This is a genomic window from Amycolatopsis thailandensis (assembly GCF_042723255.1).
In the GTDB taxonomy this organism is placed as follows: domain Bacteria; phylum Actinomycetota; class Actinomycetes; order Mycobacteriales; family Pseudonocardiaceae; genus Amycolatopsis; species Amycolatopsis thailandensis.
On sequence record NZ_JBHXJK010000076.1, the window covers coordinates 26,243 to 40,783 of the forward strand.

At 66.0% G+C, this 14,541-nt stretch carries 14 protein-coding genes and 1 rRNA gene; 4 read left to right on the top strand and 11 right to left on the bottom strand.

Translation table 11 applies throughout. The annotated features are described in order from the left end of the window. Nucleotides 1-98: 98 nt before the first annotated feature. The 4 genes from ACFWMR_RS27065 to ACFWMR_RS27080 form a co-directional block, all read right to left on the bottom strand. Nucleotides 99-356, bottom strand: a complete 258-nt coding sequence (locus ACFWMR_RS27065) for a hypothetical protein (RefSeq protein ID WP_093936197.1) — start codon at nucleotides 354-356, stop codon at nucleotides 99-101. Then, nucleotides 353-736 (bottom strand): WhiB family transcriptional regulator, encoded by a 384-nt coding sequence (locus tag ACFWMR_RS27070; RefSeq protein ID WP_378380384.1) that lies wholly within the window; start codon nucleotides 734-736, stop codon nucleotides 353-355. The genes ACFWMR_RS27065 and ACFWMR_RS27070 overlap by 4 nt, the downstream gene beginning before the upstream one ends. Nucleotides 737-903: 167 nt before the next feature. Then, nucleotides 904-1,170 carry a hypothetical protein gene (locus tag ACFWMR_RS27075; RefSeq protein WP_378380385.1) on the bottom strand — a complete coding sequence of 89 codons (267 nt, stop codon included), beginning with the start codon at nucleotides 1,168-1,170 and terminating at the stop codon, nucleotides 904-906. A gap of 218 nt (nucleotides 1,171-1,388) precedes the next feature. Further along, nucleotides 1,389-3,476, bottom strand: a complete 2,088-nt coding sequence (locus ACFWMR_RS27080) for an ATP-dependent DNA helicase UvrD2 (protein ID WP_378380386.1) — start codon at nucleotides 3,474-3,476, stop codon at nucleotides 1,389-1,391. A gap of 63 nt (nucleotides 3,477-3,539) precedes the next feature. On the opposite strand from ACFWMR_RS27080, the gene ACFWMR_RS27085 reads away from it, so the two are divergent. Together ACFWMR_RS27085 and ACFWMR_RS27090 are read left to right on the top strand one after the other, a co-directional pair. Further along, nucleotides 3,540-4,268 (top strand): DUF4191 domain-containing protein, encoded by a 729-nt coding sequence (locus ACFWMR_RS27085; RefSeq protein WP_378278734.1) that lies wholly within the window; start codon nucleotides 3,540-3,542, stop codon nucleotides 4,266-4,268. 104 nt (nucleotides 4,269-4,372) lie between these two features. Continuing rightward, on the top strand, nucleotides 4,373-5,326 hold the full coding sequence (locus ACFWMR_RS27090) for a hypothetical protein (protein WP_378380387.1): 954 nt from the start codon (nucleotides 4,373-4,375) through the stop codon (nucleotides 5,324-5,326). Nucleotides 5,327-5,390: 64 nt separating this feature from the next. On the opposite strand, the gene ACFWMR_RS27095 is transcribed toward ACFWMR_RS27090, so the two are convergent. Further along, on the bottom strand, nucleotides 5,391-5,876 hold the full coding sequence (locus tag ACFWMR_RS27095) for an RDD family protein (RefSeq protein ID WP_378380388.1): 486 nt from the start codon (nucleotides 5,874-5,876) through the stop codon (nucleotides 5,391-5,393). 172 nt (nucleotides 5,877-6,048) lie between these two features. Between ACFWMR_RS27095 and glnA the strand changes: the two genes are divergently transcribed. Further along, the gene (gene glnA / locus ACFWMR_RS27100) at nucleotides 6,049-7,473 is read left to right on the top strand and encodes a type I glutamate--ammonia ligase (protein ID WP_093936204.1); all 1,425 of its coding nucleotides are present in this window, start codon (nucleotides 6,049-6,051) and stop codon (nucleotides 7,471-7,473) included. A gap of 89 nt (nucleotides 7,474-7,562) precedes the next feature. Here glnA and ACFWMR_RS27105 read toward each other — a convergent pair whose 3' ends face one another. The 5 genes from ACFWMR_RS27105 to ACFWMR_RS27125 all read right to left on the bottom strand — a co-directional run bounded on the left by ACFWMR_RS27105 (nucleotide 7,563) and on the right by ACFWMR_RS27125 (nucleotide 13,728). Next, nucleotides 7,563-7,997, bottom strand: coding sequence for an acyl-CoA thioesterase (locus tag ACFWMR_RS27105; protein WP_020633826.1), 435 nt, complete (start codon nucleotides 7,995-7,997; stop codon nucleotides 7,563-7,565). Nucleotides 7,998-8,125: 128 nt separating this feature from the next. Next, on the bottom strand, nucleotides 8,126-11,098 hold the full coding sequence (locus ACFWMR_RS27110; RefSeq protein ID WP_378380389.1) for a bifunctional [glutamine synthetase] adenylyltransferase/[glutamine synthetase]-adenylyl-L-tyrosine phosphorylase: 2,973 nt from the start codon (nucleotides 11,096-11,098) through the stop codon (nucleotides 8,126-8,128). Between the two features lie 109 nt (nucleotides 11,099-11,207). Next, nucleotides 11,208-12,326: an inorganic phosphate transporter gene (locus ACFWMR_RS27115; RefSeq protein WP_378278782.1), complete on the bottom strand. Its 1,119-nt coding sequence runs from the start codon at nucleotides 12,324-12,326 to the stop codon at nucleotides 11,208-11,210. 105 nt (nucleotides 12,327-12,431) lie between these two features. Then, complete coding sequence (locus ACFWMR_RS27120; RefSeq protein WP_378380395.1) at nucleotides 12,432-13,187, bottom strand: type 1 glutamine amidotransferase; 756 nt, start codon at nucleotides 13,185-13,187, stop codon at nucleotides 12,432-12,434. Between the two features lie 88 nt (nucleotides 13,188-13,275). Then, nucleotides 13,276-13,728, bottom strand: coding sequence for a rhodanese-like domain-containing protein (locus ACFWMR_RS27125; RefSeq protein ID WP_378380390.1), 453 nt, complete (start codon nucleotides 13,726-13,728; stop codon nucleotides 13,276-13,278). A gap of 107 nt (nucleotides 13,729-13,835) precedes the next feature. Between ACFWMR_RS27125 and ACFWMR_RS27130 the strand changes: the two genes are divergently transcribed. Further along, nucleotides 13,836-14,282 carry an Lrp/AsnC family transcriptional regulator gene (locus ACFWMR_RS27130; RefSeq protein WP_378380391.1) on the top strand — a complete coding sequence of 149 codons (447 nt, stop codon included), beginning with the start codon at nucleotides 13,836-13,838 and terminating at the stop codon, nucleotides 14,280-14,282. Between the two features lie 168 nt (nucleotides 14,283-14,450). On the opposite strand, the gene rrf is transcribed toward ACFWMR_RS27130, so the two are convergent. Then, nucleotides 14,451-14,541, bottom strand: a 5S ribosomal RNA gene (gene rrf, locus ACFWMR_RS27135); the annotation flags it as partial.

The window sequence follows — 14,541 nt, forward strand, 5'->3', positions numbered from 1 at the left end:
AAAAAAACAAGTCCGAGCCGCCCAACCCCCAAAATTTGGGGGGGGGGCATTTTGGCGGCGGCCGGGCGATAGCAAAGGTCCCCCGCTCCCCCGAGTGGTCAGGCCTGGAGGCGCTCGGCTCGCCGGGTCGCCCAGCGGGCGACCTTGGTCCACCTGCGTGCGGCGCGTGGGCCGCTTCGAGCCCGCTGTGCGCGGACTCCCTCCTCGAGGTCTCGTATTCGGGCCCTGGACAGTTCTTCATAAAGCAACATTTCGCTGGTCTCCTCGACCTTGATCTCGTTCGATTTGGTCGGCGCGAGAGTCCGGTAACCCGTCCGCGCCTCGTAATCCCTGGTGGTGATGAGTTCGACGGTCATGCCGCGGCGCTCCGCTCGACCTTGCGCGCGACGGGACGCGCCTCGGCGACGGGCTCGACGACCGGGTTCTTCCGGGGGCGGCCACGGGGCCGCTTCCGCGCGACGACAACGCCACGCTCGAAGATTTCGCCACCCCAGACGCCCCACGGCTCACGCCGCGAAAGGGCACCCGCGAGGCAGGCGGAACGGACCGGGCAGTCCGCGCAGAACGCCTTCGCACGCTCGAGCTCTGCCGGCGACTCGGCGAACCAAAGGTCCGCGTTGCCCGAACGGCAGGGAAGCATCGACTCAGGCGAGTCGATGGCGTCGAGCAGGTCGACGACGCCGGCGTCGGCGAAGGGCAGGGCCTCCCCCGGCGCGAAAGCTATGGCCGATGACATAAGTGCACTCCTCTGTCCCGTGACGGATTTCGTACTGACGGTGGAACTGGACAACGCTGACCCCCAATTAGGTTGTGCAGCCAACTTGTTTGTGCAGCAAAAAACACGAAGGCCGCGGATCCGGTAACCGGTTCCGCGGCCTTCGTGAGCCTCTAGTCCTGACTAGGTCAGGAACTTCGCTCCCGTATGGACAACGGAACACGGAACTGCTTGATGACCGGCAGATCGACGCCGCCCTTCACGTACGCCCCACCCAAGGCGGCAGCGTGCATGAAGGTCTCGTCGGCGGCGATCCAGCTCAGGTCGAACCGCTGGGTGCCGCGGGCGGCGAGGATGCTCACGGGCATGAAGGTGCCCTGGCGCTGAGCCTGCGGGACTTCCGCGACGCAGGACAGACGGGTGCCAGGGTTCGTGAGCATCATTTTGTTCGTCATTTCACCGGCACCGCCTTTCTCTGTCGCGCGCGAACCGCCCTGCGGCCTACGCTGTGTTGTGTAGATGTTCTTCCCCAGTCCGGGCGCTCCCGCCCGGGTACTTGCAGGTTATTGCTCCTGGGCTCACCGGGGCAACTTATTTTCCAGAAAATCCGTCGAAGTTGCGAAGATCGGCTCTGAGCAGCGGGTTCGCCGCGTGGATCAAGCCCGGAACGCGGTCAAGACTCCACCGAGGCCCGCACGACATCGAGAACCTCCGCCCCGAAGCGTTCGAGCTTCGTCGCGCCGATCCCGGAGATGGCGCATAACGCAGTGTCATCGGTCGGCCGCTGCTCGGCGATGGCGACCAGGGTCGCGTCCGTGAAGACGACGAAGGCCGGCACCTTGAGCTCTCGTGAACGTTCCCCACGCCAGGACTTCAACTTTTCGAGCAGCTGCTCATCCACATTGGACGGGCAACGGGAGCAGCGTCCCAGCTTGATGTCCAGGGTCTCCAGCAGCGGCCCGCCGCACACCCGGCACCGTGCCTTGTTGCCCGACTGCTTCGGCTGCTGCGCTCGAGCGACCCTCGCCGCCGGGTGGTCTTCGGGGATCAGGCCGTAGAGGAACCGGCTGCGTCGCCGATTGCGGCGATTCCCCGACGTCCTGGCCAAGGCCCACGACAGCGAGAGATGCTCTCGCGCTCGCGTGACGCCGACATAGAAGAGGCGGCGCTCTTCTTCGATGGCGGCGTCGTCACCGTCGGCGTGGAGGATCGGCATGGTCCCCTCGGCGAGCCCGACGAGGAACACCGCGTCCCATTCGAGCCCCTTCGCCGCGTGCAGCGAGGCCAGAGTGATGCCCTCGACCGTCGGCGGGTGCTGCGCGTTCGCCCGCTGTTCGAGCTCCGCCACGAATCGGGGCAGGTCCGCGTCTTCGACGGTGGATGCCAGCTCCTCGGCCAGTTCGACGATCGAAAGAAGCGCGTCCCATCGCTCCTTCGCCGCACCGCCGGCCGGCGGCTGGTCGGTGAGGCCCACCTTCGCGAGCACGGAGCGAACCCGGGTCACCAGCTCGCCGGTGTCGGCGTCGGTCGACGCCATCCGCAACGCGGACATCGCCTGCCGGACCTCGGTCCTGGCGAAGAACCGCTCGCCGCCGCGGACGAGGTACGGGATGCCCACTTCCGCCAGTGCCTGCTCATAGGCTTCCGACTGGGCGTTGACGCGATAGAGCACCGCGATCTCGCTGGCCGCCACCCCGCCGTCGAGCAGGTCACGGATCCTGCGCGCGACGGCGGCGGCCTCCGCGGTCTCGTCGTCGTATTCGGCGAAGCGCGGGACTGGCCCCGACGGACGCTGGCCGACGAGCTTCAACCTCGACCCGGCCGGGCGGCCACGTGCGGCACCGATCACCTGATTGGCGAGTGCCACGACCTCCGGGGTCGAGCGGTAGTCCCGCTCGAGCCTCACGACCGTCGCCTCGGGGAACCTCCGAGTGAACTCCAGCAGCGGTCGGGGAGAGGCGCCGCCGAACGAATAGATGGTCTGGTTGGCATCGCCGACGACGGTCAAGTCGTCGCGGCCGCCCAGCCACGCGTCGAGCAGCCGTTGCTGCAACGGCGTGACGTCCTGATACTCGTCGACGACGAAGCAGCGATAACGCTCGCGGAACTCCTGGGCCACCACCGTGTGCTCCTCGAGGACGGCGGTGGTGTGCAGGAGCAGGTCGTCGAAATCGAGGACCTGCGCGGCGTTCTTCACCTTTTCGTAGTTGCGGTAGACCTCCGCGACCTGCGACGCGGGCGCTGGCGTGTCCCGCTGCGTGCGCGCGGCGACGGCCGGGTAGTCGTCCGGCGATACCAAAGAGGCCTTGCTCCACTCGATCTCACTGGCGAGGTCGCGCAGGAGCTCCGTCTCCGTGCCGAGCCCGGCTTTGTTGGCGGCTTGGCTGACGTAACGGAACTTGTTCTCGAGCAGCTCCCAAGGCCGGTCCCCGACGACCTGGGGCCAGAAGTACCGAAGCTGGCGGCGGGCGGCCGCGTGGAAGGTGAGTGCCTGGGCGGCGTCGACGCCAAGGCCTCGAAGGCGCGCGCGCATCTCACCTGCCGCGCGGGTCGTGAAGGTGACCGCGAGGACCTGACCAGCGGCGACGTGCCCGGAACGGACCAGATGAGCGATGCGATGTGTGATCGTCCGCGTCTTACCGGTCCCCGCTCCAGCAAGGACGCAGACCGGCCCCCTCGGCGCGCAGGCGGCGGCGCGTTGCTCGGGATCGAGCCCATCGAGCAGGCCTGGACGACTCTTCGGGGACGATGCGCTAACCACGCCCCGATCCTCGCAGAGGGCCCGACGGGATCGACGCAGGGCACGCGGCCGTATCCTGGTCACATGGCGGGAAAGCAGGACAAGGAAGCAGCGAAGCTGGCCAAGAAGGAGAAGCGTGCCGCGAGCAAGGCTCGCCGCGGGCAGATCTTCGAAGCCTTCAAGATGCAGCGCAAGGAAGACAAGGCGCTCATCCCCTGGATGGTCGGATCGCTCCTGGTCATCACCGGTGTCGTGTTCGGCATCGGGTTCATCTTCGACGTCCACTGGGTCGTGCTGCCGCTGGGCGTTCTGCTCGGTGCGCTCGCCGCTGTGATCATCTTCGGCAGGCGGGTCCAGAAGACCGTGTATTCGAAGGCCGACGGGCAGCCGGGCGCTGCTGCCTGGGCGCTCGAGAACATGCGGGGCCGCTGGAAGGTGACGCCGACCGTGGCGGCCACGACCCAGCTCGACGCTGTGCACCGAGTGCTCGGCGGCCCGGGTGTCGTGCTCGTCGCCGAAGGTGCCCCGCACCGTGTGAAGTCCCTGCTCGCGCAGGAGAAGAAGCGGGTGTCCCGCCTGATCGGCGAGACCCCGATCTACAACGTGATCATCGGCAACGAAGACCAGCAGGTTCCGCTGAAGAAGCTGCAGGGCTACCTCATGAAGCTTCCGCGCAACCTCAAGCCCGCGCAGGTCGACGCGTTGGAAGCGAAGCTGGCCGCCCTCGGCAACCGCGGCGCGGCGATGCCCAAGGGCCCGATGCCTGCCGGCGCGAAGATGCGCAACGTCCAGCGCACCATCCGTCGCCGCTGACCAAACCAGCATCAGGGGTCCTTTGCTGCCGCTACGCGGTAGCAAAGGACCCCTGATGCGTTTCCGGGCAAAGAACTGTCGGTGGGTGGTCGCATGATCACTGGGTGGACACAACCTCAACCGCCTTGCAGAAGGCGCTGGCAGCGATGTTCCCGGACGGCGTGGCCGCTCGAGCGAAACTTGTCGCCCTCGGACACTCCCATTCCTGGATCTCTCGCCGTTGCCGCGAAGGCGGTCCGTGGCGACGTCCCATCCCCGGCGTCATCCTCCTGACCAACGGCACGCCGACCAGACGTCAACTCCTGAAGGTCGCACTGACCCACGCGGGCCCTGAGGCGATGCTCACCGGAGTCCAGGCAGCGAGGCTGTACGGAGTCCGAAGACTTCCGCCGGAGAGACGGGCCCACACCCTGATCCCCCACCGAAGCAAGGTCGCCACCTGGGGATTCGCCATCGTCGAACGAACGATCCACCTGCCGGAACCAGTCGAGATCGACGGGCTGCCGGTAGCCCCACTCGCCCGGGCTTTGATCGACGCGGCCCGGCGCATGGACGAACTCCAGGCCGTGCGCGAGATGATCCACGACGCTGTCCATCGCGGGCTTTGCACTCCGGAGGAACTTCGAGAGGAGCTGGCACAGGCCAGCACGATCGGCTCGGCACTCCCCCGGATCGTCATCGGCGCGCTCCAAGATGGCGTCGACTCCGCTGTCGAGCAGTGGCTGGAGACCGTACTAGAGCGCAGCGGTTTGCCAACGCCGATACGGAAGGTCGAACTACGGACTTCGGACGGAGAGATCGTCGGTGTCGCCGACGCTTGGTGGCCGAAGGCCGGCGTCGCGATTCAAATCCGCTACGACGAAGTCGCTCTCGAACCAGACAAGGCGCCCGAAATACCCTCGCTGGTCGCCGAGGGCCTCATCGTCGTCCAGGTAAGTCCTACGCGCCTACGCGACGAGCCGCTGATGGTGATCCAGGAACTGCGAGCGGCTCACCGTCGCGCCCGGCAACGACCGCCTCCGAAGCTCGGCAGTACTCCTGCGGCACCGGCCGCCTGACCACCGCCGGTGCCGTGGCCGCTTCCTGCGGCGGGAGCAAAGGTCCCCTGCTCCCCTCCCAAGGTCATCGCATGCGGATCACAACGGTCCCGGTCAGCCGGTCCAGCCAGCTGCGGCCGTCGATGTTGCGGATCGCGGCCGGGATGATCAGGAAGGTGAGCGCCGCCCGTACGACCGCCCGCCACACCCCGACCATTTGCGCGCCGTCGAGCCTGGCGACACGGGCTCCGACCACCGCCATACCGGGAGTGAAGCCGAAGAAGGCGGCGGGAATGACGGTGATCGCCGCCCAGACACCCACCGACCAGAGGTTGAACGTCTGCATGACGGCGGGATCCTGAAGGCTCGGCGTCACGAAAAGAGTGGTGACGAGCGAGGCCAGGACCAGGTCGATGACCAGTCCGAGGAGACGTGCCCCGCCGCCCGTCACCGAGCCGGCACCCGATTGAGGCAAGCCGAGTCGCTCACCGCGCCACCGCTGCGTACCCTCGCCACCGGCCGTCGTTCCATCCCCGGCTCCGGGTAGCCATTCTCCGGTCCATCTCGCCACCCATCCAGGGTATGCCGGTGGCGCGGGACACATTCGCCCTGGTCGACTACCCGATATCGCCGCCCCGTTAACACCGGCGAAACATACGGGTGACGGTCGGGCAACACCGCGCTCTTAGCGTGAGCCGAAGAGAGTACTGCCGCCGGCAACGAACGAGAAGGAGTCACCGAGGGTGCCCACTACTCCAGACGACATTCAGCGCCTTATCGCCGACGAGAACGTAGAGGTCGTCGACGTCAGGTTCTGCGACCTGCCCGGCGTTATGCAGCACTTCACCGTTCCGGCGAAGGCGTTCAACGAAGAGGCCTACGAAGAAGGCCTGGCCTTCGACGGCTCCTCGGTGCGTGGTTTCCAGTCGATCCACGAATCCGACATGCTGCTCCTCCCGGACCCCGAGACTGCGCGTATCGACCCGTTCCGCAAGGCGAAGACGCTGTCGCTGAACTTCTTCGTGCACGACCCGTTCACCCGCGAGGCGTACAGCCGCGACCCGCGCAACATCGCGCGCAAGGCCGAGCAGTACATCGCGGAGTACGGCGTCGCCGACAACGTGTTCTTCGGCCCGGAGGCCGAGTTCTACATCTTCGACTCGATCCGGTTCGACTCCGCCGAGCACGCCTCGTTCCACGAGATCGACTCCGTCGAGGGCTGGTGGAACACCGGTGCCGACGTGCCGGGCGGCAACCAGGGTTATAAGACAAAGTTCAAGGGTGGCTACTTCCCCGTCCCGCCGGTCGACCACTTCGCCGACCTGCGCGACGAGATCGTCCAGAAGCTGCAGGGCTCTGGCTTCGAGATCGAGCGTGCGCACCACGAGGTGGGCACCGCCGGCCAGACCGAGATCAACTACAAGTACAACACGCTGCTGCATGCTGCGGACGACCTGCAGCTGTTCAAGTACATCGTGAAGAACACCGTGTTCGCCGCCGGCAAGACCGCGACCTTCATGCCGAAGCCGCTCGCCGGTGACAACGGCTCGGGCATGCACTGCCACCAGTCGCTGTGGAAGGACGGCACGCCGCTGTTCCACGACGAGTCGGGCTACGCGGGTCTGTCCGACACCGCACGCCACTACATCGGTGGTCTGCTCAAGCACGCGCCGAGCCTGCTGGCCTTCACCAACCCGACCGTCAACTCGTACCACCGGCTCGTGCCGGGCTTCGAGGCGCCGGTCAGCCTGGTTTACTCGCAGCGGAACCGGTCGGCTTGTGTCCGTATCCCGATCACGGGCAACAACCCGAAGGCCAAGCGTGCCGAGTTCCGGTGCCCGGACTCGTCCGGCAACCCGTACCTGGCCTTCTCGGCGATGATGATGGCCGGCCTCGACGGCATCAAGAACAAGATCGAGCCGCCGGAGCCCATCGATAAGGACCTCTACGAGCTTCCGCCGGAGGAGGCCCAGAACGTCAAGCTCGTTCCTGGCGACCTCGGTGCGGTTCTCGACACGCTGGAGGCCGACCACGACTACCTGCTCGAGGGTGGCGTGTTCACCCCCGACGTGATCGACACGTGGATCTCCTACAAGCGTGAGAACGAGATCGACCCGCTGCGGCTGCGCCCGCACCCGTACGAGTTCTCGCTGTACTACGACGTGTGATCGTGCGGTAGGAACACCAAGAGCACGCCGGTGGTGAGGTGCGGAATCGCCCTCACCACCGGCGTTTCTTATTGGTCTGGCAGGGGGACCTACTCCGAAGTGGAGAGAACCTTCAAGTCGACGCCTGCTCGCTCGATGCGGCCGCGGGGGTCATCCACCAGCTTGCGTCGCTCGAGATCCATCAGCCCCAGGGTGCAGGTGATCTCCGCGGAGAGAGTGCCGTCGACCTTGTAGATGTTCGAGTCCATGTGGAAGGTCTTGCCGGTGCCGAACTTGGCGTCACAGGTCACGTCCACGACGTCACCGGCCCGGAGTTCGCGCCGGAACACGATGTGGGACTCAAGCAGCACGAAGGCGAGATTCGCGTCTCGCATGCCCGAGTTGAGGCCACCGGCGAGTTCCATCAGCTCGAGTCTGGAGACCTCGCCGTAGGAGTGGTAAACGGCGTGGTTGAGATGGCCGAGAGTGTCCAGCTCGTAGTGCCGCACCTTGATCCGGGTGCGAAAAGGTTCGCGCACAGTCACCGGTCCACTGTAAGCGTCGCTCCCTTTCCACGACGCCGAGTGTGAGCAAGGGACCTTTGCTATCGCCTCGTCCATGCACGGCTGGCGATAGCAAAGGTCCCTTGCTCACTTCTTGCAGGTCGGTGAGGTCAGCCCTGGTAGAAGAGGGTCTCCACAACCGCGTGTGCACGTCGCGTCGTCCGCCGATAGGCGTCGAGGAACTCGCCTGGATCGTCATCGGCCGAGTAGCCGAGCACCCGCGCGACCGCGGCGAGGTCTCGCCCGGAGCTCGGGATCTCGTCGACTGCCTTGCCTCGGACCAGCATCCCGGCATTCCGGACACGCGTCGCCAGTAACCATGCTTCGGTCAGGGATTCGATCTCGGCGGGTTCGGCGAGACCCGCTTCCGCCGCGGCTTTCAACGCCTCGATCGTTGAAGTGGTCCGAAGCCCCTCAACTTCATGGCCATGACGCAGCTGCATGAGCTGCACAGTCCACTCCACGTCGGCGAGCCCTCCTCGCCCGAGCTTCGTGTGTCGTGTCGGGTCGGCGCCCTTCGGCATCCGTTCCGTCTCCACCCGCGCCTTGATCCGCCTGATCTCCCGCACCCGAACCGCGTCAAGACCCGCCTGCGGGTAGCGGATGGGGTCGATCATCTCGATGAACCGCGCGCCGAGGTCGTCGTCACCGGCGATGAACCGCGCCCGGAGCAGCGCCTGCGATTCCCAAACCTCTGCCCATCGACCGTAGTAGCTGCGGTAGGACTCGAGGGTCCGTACCAAGGGACCGCTCCGCCCTTCTGGACGGAGGTCGGCGTCGACGACCAACGCCGGATCGGGGCTGGGCGCCCCGAGAATCTTGCGAACAGTCTCGGCGACAGAGGAAGCGAACTTCGCCGCTTCGGAGTCCGACACTCCTTCGGTCGGCTCGCATACGAAGAGGACGTCCGCATCGGACCCGTAGCCGAGTTCGGCCCCACCCAGACGTCCCATGCCGATGACGGCGATCTTCGCGGGCGTTTGACCGAGCTCTGCCTGACGCTGGCGAAAGGCAGCGGCCAAGGCACCTTGCAGCACGGCGACCCACACACTCGACAACGCGGCGCAGACCGCGGGGACGTCAAGCAACCCCAGCAGGTCCGCTGATGCAATTCGCAGCATCTCGTGTCGTCGGAGCGATCTCGCGGCCGCGACCGCGGCGTTCAAACCCGGCTGACGTCGCACTGCGGCTCGCAGCGAAGTGGCCACTTCAGCCGGCGTGCGACCGGCCAAACGCGTGGGATCGCCCAGCAGTTGCAGTACTTCGGGCGCTCTCGCCAGCAGATCGGGCACCAGTCGTGACGTGCCCAGCAAGAAGGCGAGCCGCTCGACGACGGCACCCTCGTCCCGAAGGACCCTGAGGTACCAAGGCGTTGCTTCGAGTGCCTCCGAGACCTTTCGATAGGACAGAAGGCCACGGTCAGGGTCCGGGGTGTCGGCGAGAAGGTCCAGCAGGACCGGCAGCAGGGCCTGTTGGATGGCCGCCCGGCGTGACATTCCCGCGGTCAGTGCCTTGATGTGCTGAAGGGCTCCATCCGGTGCGGCGTAGCCGAGTGCGGCGAGACGGCTCTCTGCCTGCTTCGTCGTCAGCCGTAGTGCTTCGGTCGGCACGTTCGCGACCGATTGCAGCAAGGGTCGGTAGAAGAGTTTTTCGTGAAGACGTCGGATGCTCTGCAGGTGGCGGCGGAACTCCGCCAGCAGCACGTCCCCCTCGCTTCGGCCCCGGGCGGGCCGCACTCCGCTCGCCCTCGCGATCGTTCGCAGCTCGTCGGCATCCGAAGCGGCAGGAAACAGGTGTGTACGCCGCAGTCGGCGGAGCTGGAGCCGGTGCTCGATCGTCCGGAGGAACTCGTACGAAGATCCGAGCTCCGCAGCATCCTTCCGGCCGACGTACCCGCCTTCCCCCAGCGCGGCGAGTGCGTCCATCGTGGACGGAGAACGCAGGTCCGCGTCGATCCGACCGTGGACCAGCTGTAGCAACTGCACGGCGAACTCGACGTCGCGAAGGCCACCGCGCCCCAGCTTCAGCTCACGTTCGGCGTGTGCCGAGGGAACATGGCCTTCGACACGGCGCCGCATCTTCTGGACCTCGGGGACGAAATTCTCCCGATCGGCCGCCGCCCACACCTTGGGTGCGACCATCTCCGCGTACTGACGTCCGAGGTTGGCGTCGCCTGCGACCGGCCGTGCCTTGAGCAGCGCCTGGAACTCCCAGGTCTTGGCCCACTTCTGGTAGTAGACGGCATGTCCGTCGAGGGTTCGGACCAAGGCGCCCGCCTTACCTTCCGGACGCAACGCCGCGTCGACCTCGAAGCAGGCCTTGCCGACCACGCGCATCATCGTGCTGGCGAGTCGCGTCGAGATCGAAAGATCCCCATCGCCGACGAAGATGACATCGACGTCGCTCACGTAGTTCAGCTCTCGGCCACCGCATTTGCCCATCGCGATCACAGCCAACCGACCTTCGACGCCGGCGCTCACCTCAGCCTCTGCGACCTGAAGCCCCACCGTCAGCGCGGCCTCGGCGAGCCTGGTGAGCTGAGCTCCGATCTCGGCATAAGGAGGCTGGTAGAGACCTGATTCGACCAGGTGGCCGAGGTCGGCGGCCGCGATCCCGAGGAGGAGCTCGCGGTACCCGGCGCGAAGAGCCTGCTCCGCCTCGAGCCCCGTGACCAGTTCGCCTTCCGACCGTAAATGGTCGAGGAGACGGCTCACGTACTGATCCGGCTCGGTGCTCTTGTCGGCTTGGAGAGTCCGCCAGCAGTCGGTGTTCGCGACCAGGAAGTCCGCGAGCGCACTCGACGTGCCCAAGACACTGAGCATCCGGCCGCGGAAGGTTCGGTTGGTGCGAAGCGCCTGGTCGAGCTCATTCCAGGCAGCCGGGTCGGCTTCCCTGATCCGGTCGAGCCCGCTCAAGGCGAGATCAGGGTCCGCCGCTCGGGAAAGTGCTGACAAGACGTCGGCGGCGGAGCCGTCCGCGCCGGATTCGGTCCACCAACCGGCAGCACGCAGCTGCCCGTCGGCACGGGGGTCGGTGAAGCCGTATCTCGCCACGGAAGCGGTCGGCCTGGCGCGCTCAACCATCGGCTTCCACCGTAGTCGCCCTTGCGCCCGTCACCAGGCGGACGCGCAAAGGAGCAAGGGACCTTTGGTGTCGTCTCACGCCCGGCGACACCAAAGGTCCCTTGCTTCGCTAGGCGGCGATCCTGCCGACTTCCTGTTCAGGAACGGTCGAAGCAGGGTTGGCGAAGCTGCCGGCGTTGACTGGGCTCCGGCGCGAAAGCAGGTAGATGCCGACGCCGATGACCAGGCCGATGACGCCGACGGCGATGGTGCCCACCGTGCCTGTCGAGGTCACGAGGCCGGCCGCGGCGCCGACGATGGCCGCAGCCGGAAGCGTGAACAGCCAAGCGATCACCATGCGGCCGGCAGTGCGCCAGCGGACCGGGGACTCGTTCCGGCCCACGCCGGAGCCGACGATGCCTCCGGAGCAGACGTGGGTCGTGGAGAGAGGAAAACCGAAGTTCGTCGAGGCGAGGATGACCGCCGCCGAACTGGTCTGTGCTGCGAAACCTTGCGGACCATCGATGTCCGTCAGGCCCTTACCGAGCGTGTAGGTGATTCGCCAGCCACCCAGATACGTGCCGAGCGCCAGCGCCAACGCCGCGCTGACGATTACCCAGAGCGGCGGTCCCGCCCCCGCTGGGAGGGTTCCGGCGGTGATCATCGTCAGCGTGATGACACCCATGGTCTTCTGCGCGTCGTTCGTGCCGTGGGCAAGCGAGACCAGTGAAGCCGAAATGATCTGTCCAACTCGGAAGCCGGCGGTGCGGCCTCGACGGACAAAGATCCGATAGACGAAGTACGTCACGATCATCGCGGCGAGGCCTGCCAGGACAGGCGACAGCGCCGCCGGAACCAGGACCTTCTCGACGATCTTTCCGAAGTGGACAGAGTCCGTTCCGGCCGACACCCAGGTGGCACCGATCAGGCCACCGAACAACGCGTGAGATGAGCTGGACGGTAGGCCGACGAACCAGGTGACCAGGTTCCACACGATCGCCCCGACCAGGCCACCGAACACGATCGCCGGCCCGATCTTGGTGTCATCGACCAGTCCATTCGAGATGGTCTTGGCCACTTCGACCGAGAGGAAGGCTCCGACCAGGTTCAGGACCGCGGAGATCGTCACCGCGACCTTGGGTCGCAACGCCCCGGTGGCGATCGACGTCGCCATCGAGTTGGCCGTGTCATGGAAACCGTTTGTGAAATCAAAAATTAGGGCCGTGACGACGACGAGCACGACCAACACTGAGGGCTCCACCCCGACCTCCGAACCCTTCGAAACTCCCTTCGCAAGGTACCTGACAGCCAGGACCGAGTGTTAACAACCCATACACATTTGAGACATAAGTCGTTAAGCCATCGGCAAAGTACGTTGACGGTCCGCAGCCGGAGCGAGGTCACCGGACACCAGTCGGACGAAGCGGTGCGCGAACGGTCGCCAGGTTTCGGTGATATCGGCGTGCACTCGGGCGAGGTTTTCCTGGGTCAGTACGTCCGGCCGGGTGAGTTCCGCCATTTCCGGCGACTGCCGCGCCCAGTCGAGGACCACGTCCGGCGTCGTCTCGATATGGAACTGGACACCGTAGGCACAACGGTCGAATCGGAAAGCTTGGTAGGCATACCGCGGCGAGGAAGCGAGAAGCTCGGCACCCGCGGGCAGCCGGGTGATCGCGTCGTTGTGGAACTGCAGGACGTCCTGCATGAGGGGCAGGTCCGCGAAGAGTGGATCGGTCCAGGCAGCGTCCTTCTTGGACACAAGCCCCGGGCCGACCTCGGGTCCCTGTTCGCCGGTGGCGACGCTACCGCCCAGCGCCACCGCCAGGAGCTGGCCGCCGAGGCAGATCGCGAGCGTCGGGATGCGCGCCCCCGCGGCTTTCGAAAGAAGCTTCCGCACGTCCGCGAGCCACGGGTGGGCGACGTCGTCGTTCGCACCCATCCCGCCACCGAGGCATACGACGCCCGAGTACCCATCAAGATCGGCAGGGAGGTCCTGTTCAGGCGGCAACCTGATATCGAGTTCGGCTCCCGCCTCGGTGAGCCAGTCGCCGAGGGGACCGATCGGATCTGATTCATCTGGCTGGATGACGAGCAACTTGGGAGCGGTCACCACCCCAGCCTACGACCGCCAGGAGAGCAAGGGACCTTTGCTATCGCTCGGGGCGGCGATAGCAAAGGTCCCCTGCTTCGCGCGCTCGTCAGCAGGCGCAGCGTGGCGAAGGGGCGGGGCTGGGGGCGGAAGTGAGGAGGTTCCGGTCAACGGGGTAGCCGGCCGCTTGCCAAGCGGTGATGCCACCGGACAGGCGTTTGACCTTGAAGCCGAGTTCCGCGAGCTTCAGAGCGCCTTTGGTCGCCGCGTTGCAGTGGATGCTCTCGCAGTAGCAGACGTAGACGAGATCCCGGTCGAGTCGGCTGACCGATTCGGGAGTCATGTCCCGGTACGGAAGATTGATAGCGCCAGGGATGCGAGCGGTCGCGAAGACTTCGGGAGCCCGGGTCTCGACGATCACGTACCCCTGTTGAGCACCGGAGTCGAGGTCCCGGACAAGGTCATCAGGATCCACGTCCAGGGCGAGCTCGGCACGCAGGAGCGCGGCCGCGGTCGTGCTGTCCAAGGCGGGGAAGGTCAGTACGCGGGGTTCGGTCGTCATGGCTCAATCCTGCTGACCGGTGATCATCCGCAACATCGGAGATTCCAGGTCTGTCCGACGGCTAACCTGGAGTTTCCTGGCAGGGATGACGATCGACCTGGAGTTCCGTGAACCTCGATGATCTCGACTGGCAGCTGCTCGAACTCCTCCAGTCCGACGGTCGACTGACTTTCTCCGAACTCGGCCGTCGGGTATCGCTGTCGGCGCCGGCGGTGACCGAGCGGGTTCGGCGGCTCGAGGAGAAAGGGATCATCACCGGATACTCGGCCAGTGTCGACCTGACCAAGCTCGGGCTCCCGATCGAGGCGATGGTCCGGGCAAAGGTGCGAAGCCTCGACACGCCTCGCTTCCGCGACACCATCCTCGCGTTGCCTCAGGTGCTCGACGCCGATCACGTCACGGGCGACGAGTGCTGGCTGGTGAGGGTCGCCTGTCGGAACACCGCGGAGTTGGAAGAGCTCGTAGAGCGGATGCAGCGTTATGGAGAGACGACAACTTCGCTGGTTTTCTCGTCACCTGTTCGCCGGCGCGCGGTCGCGCGGCGGAACCGCTGAGCGACACCGCGGGGAGAGCAAGGGACCTTTGCTACCGCCTGGGGCGGGGCCGGCTGTGCGTGCGAGTAGGTGGCTACTTGCACCGGGGTCTGGGTACGAAGAAAAGGCCCAGGTCGGGAGAACTCTTGGTTCTCGACCGACCTGGGCCTTTTCTCTTCTTTAATGTTAGTCCGGCGGTGTCCTACTCTCCCACAACCCTTCGGTTGCAGTACCATCGGCGCTGTCAGGCTTAGCTTCCGGGTTCGGAATGGGACCGGGC

Excerpts from the sequence above, each read along its gene's own strand:
- ACFWMR_RS27070 (WP_378380384.1), bottom strand. The coding sequence starts at position 736 with ATGTCATCGGCCATAGCTTTCGCGCCGGGGGAGGCCCTGCCCTTCGCC.
- ACFWMR_RS27110 (WP_378380389.1), bottom strand. The coding sequence starts at position 11,098 with ATGGTTGAGCGCGCCAGGCCGACCGCTTCCGTGGCGAGATACGGCTTC.
- ACFWMR_RS27065 (WP_093936197.1), bottom strand. The coding sequence starts at position 356 with ATGACCGTCGAACTCATCACCACCAGGGATTACGAGGCGCGGACGGGT.
- ACFWMR_RS27075 (WP_378380385.1), bottom strand. The coding sequence starts at position 1,170 with ATGACGAACAAAATGATGCTCACGAACCCTGGCACCCGTCTGTCCTGC.
- ACFWMR_RS27125 (WP_378380390.1), bottom strand. The coding sequence starts at position 13,728 with ATGACGACCGAACCCCGCGTACTGACCTTCCCCGCCTTGGACAGCACG.
- ACFWMR_RS27085 (WP_378278734.1), top strand. The coding sequence starts at position 3,540 with ATGGCGGGAAAGCAGGACAAGGAAGCAGCGAAGCTGGCCAAGAAGGAG.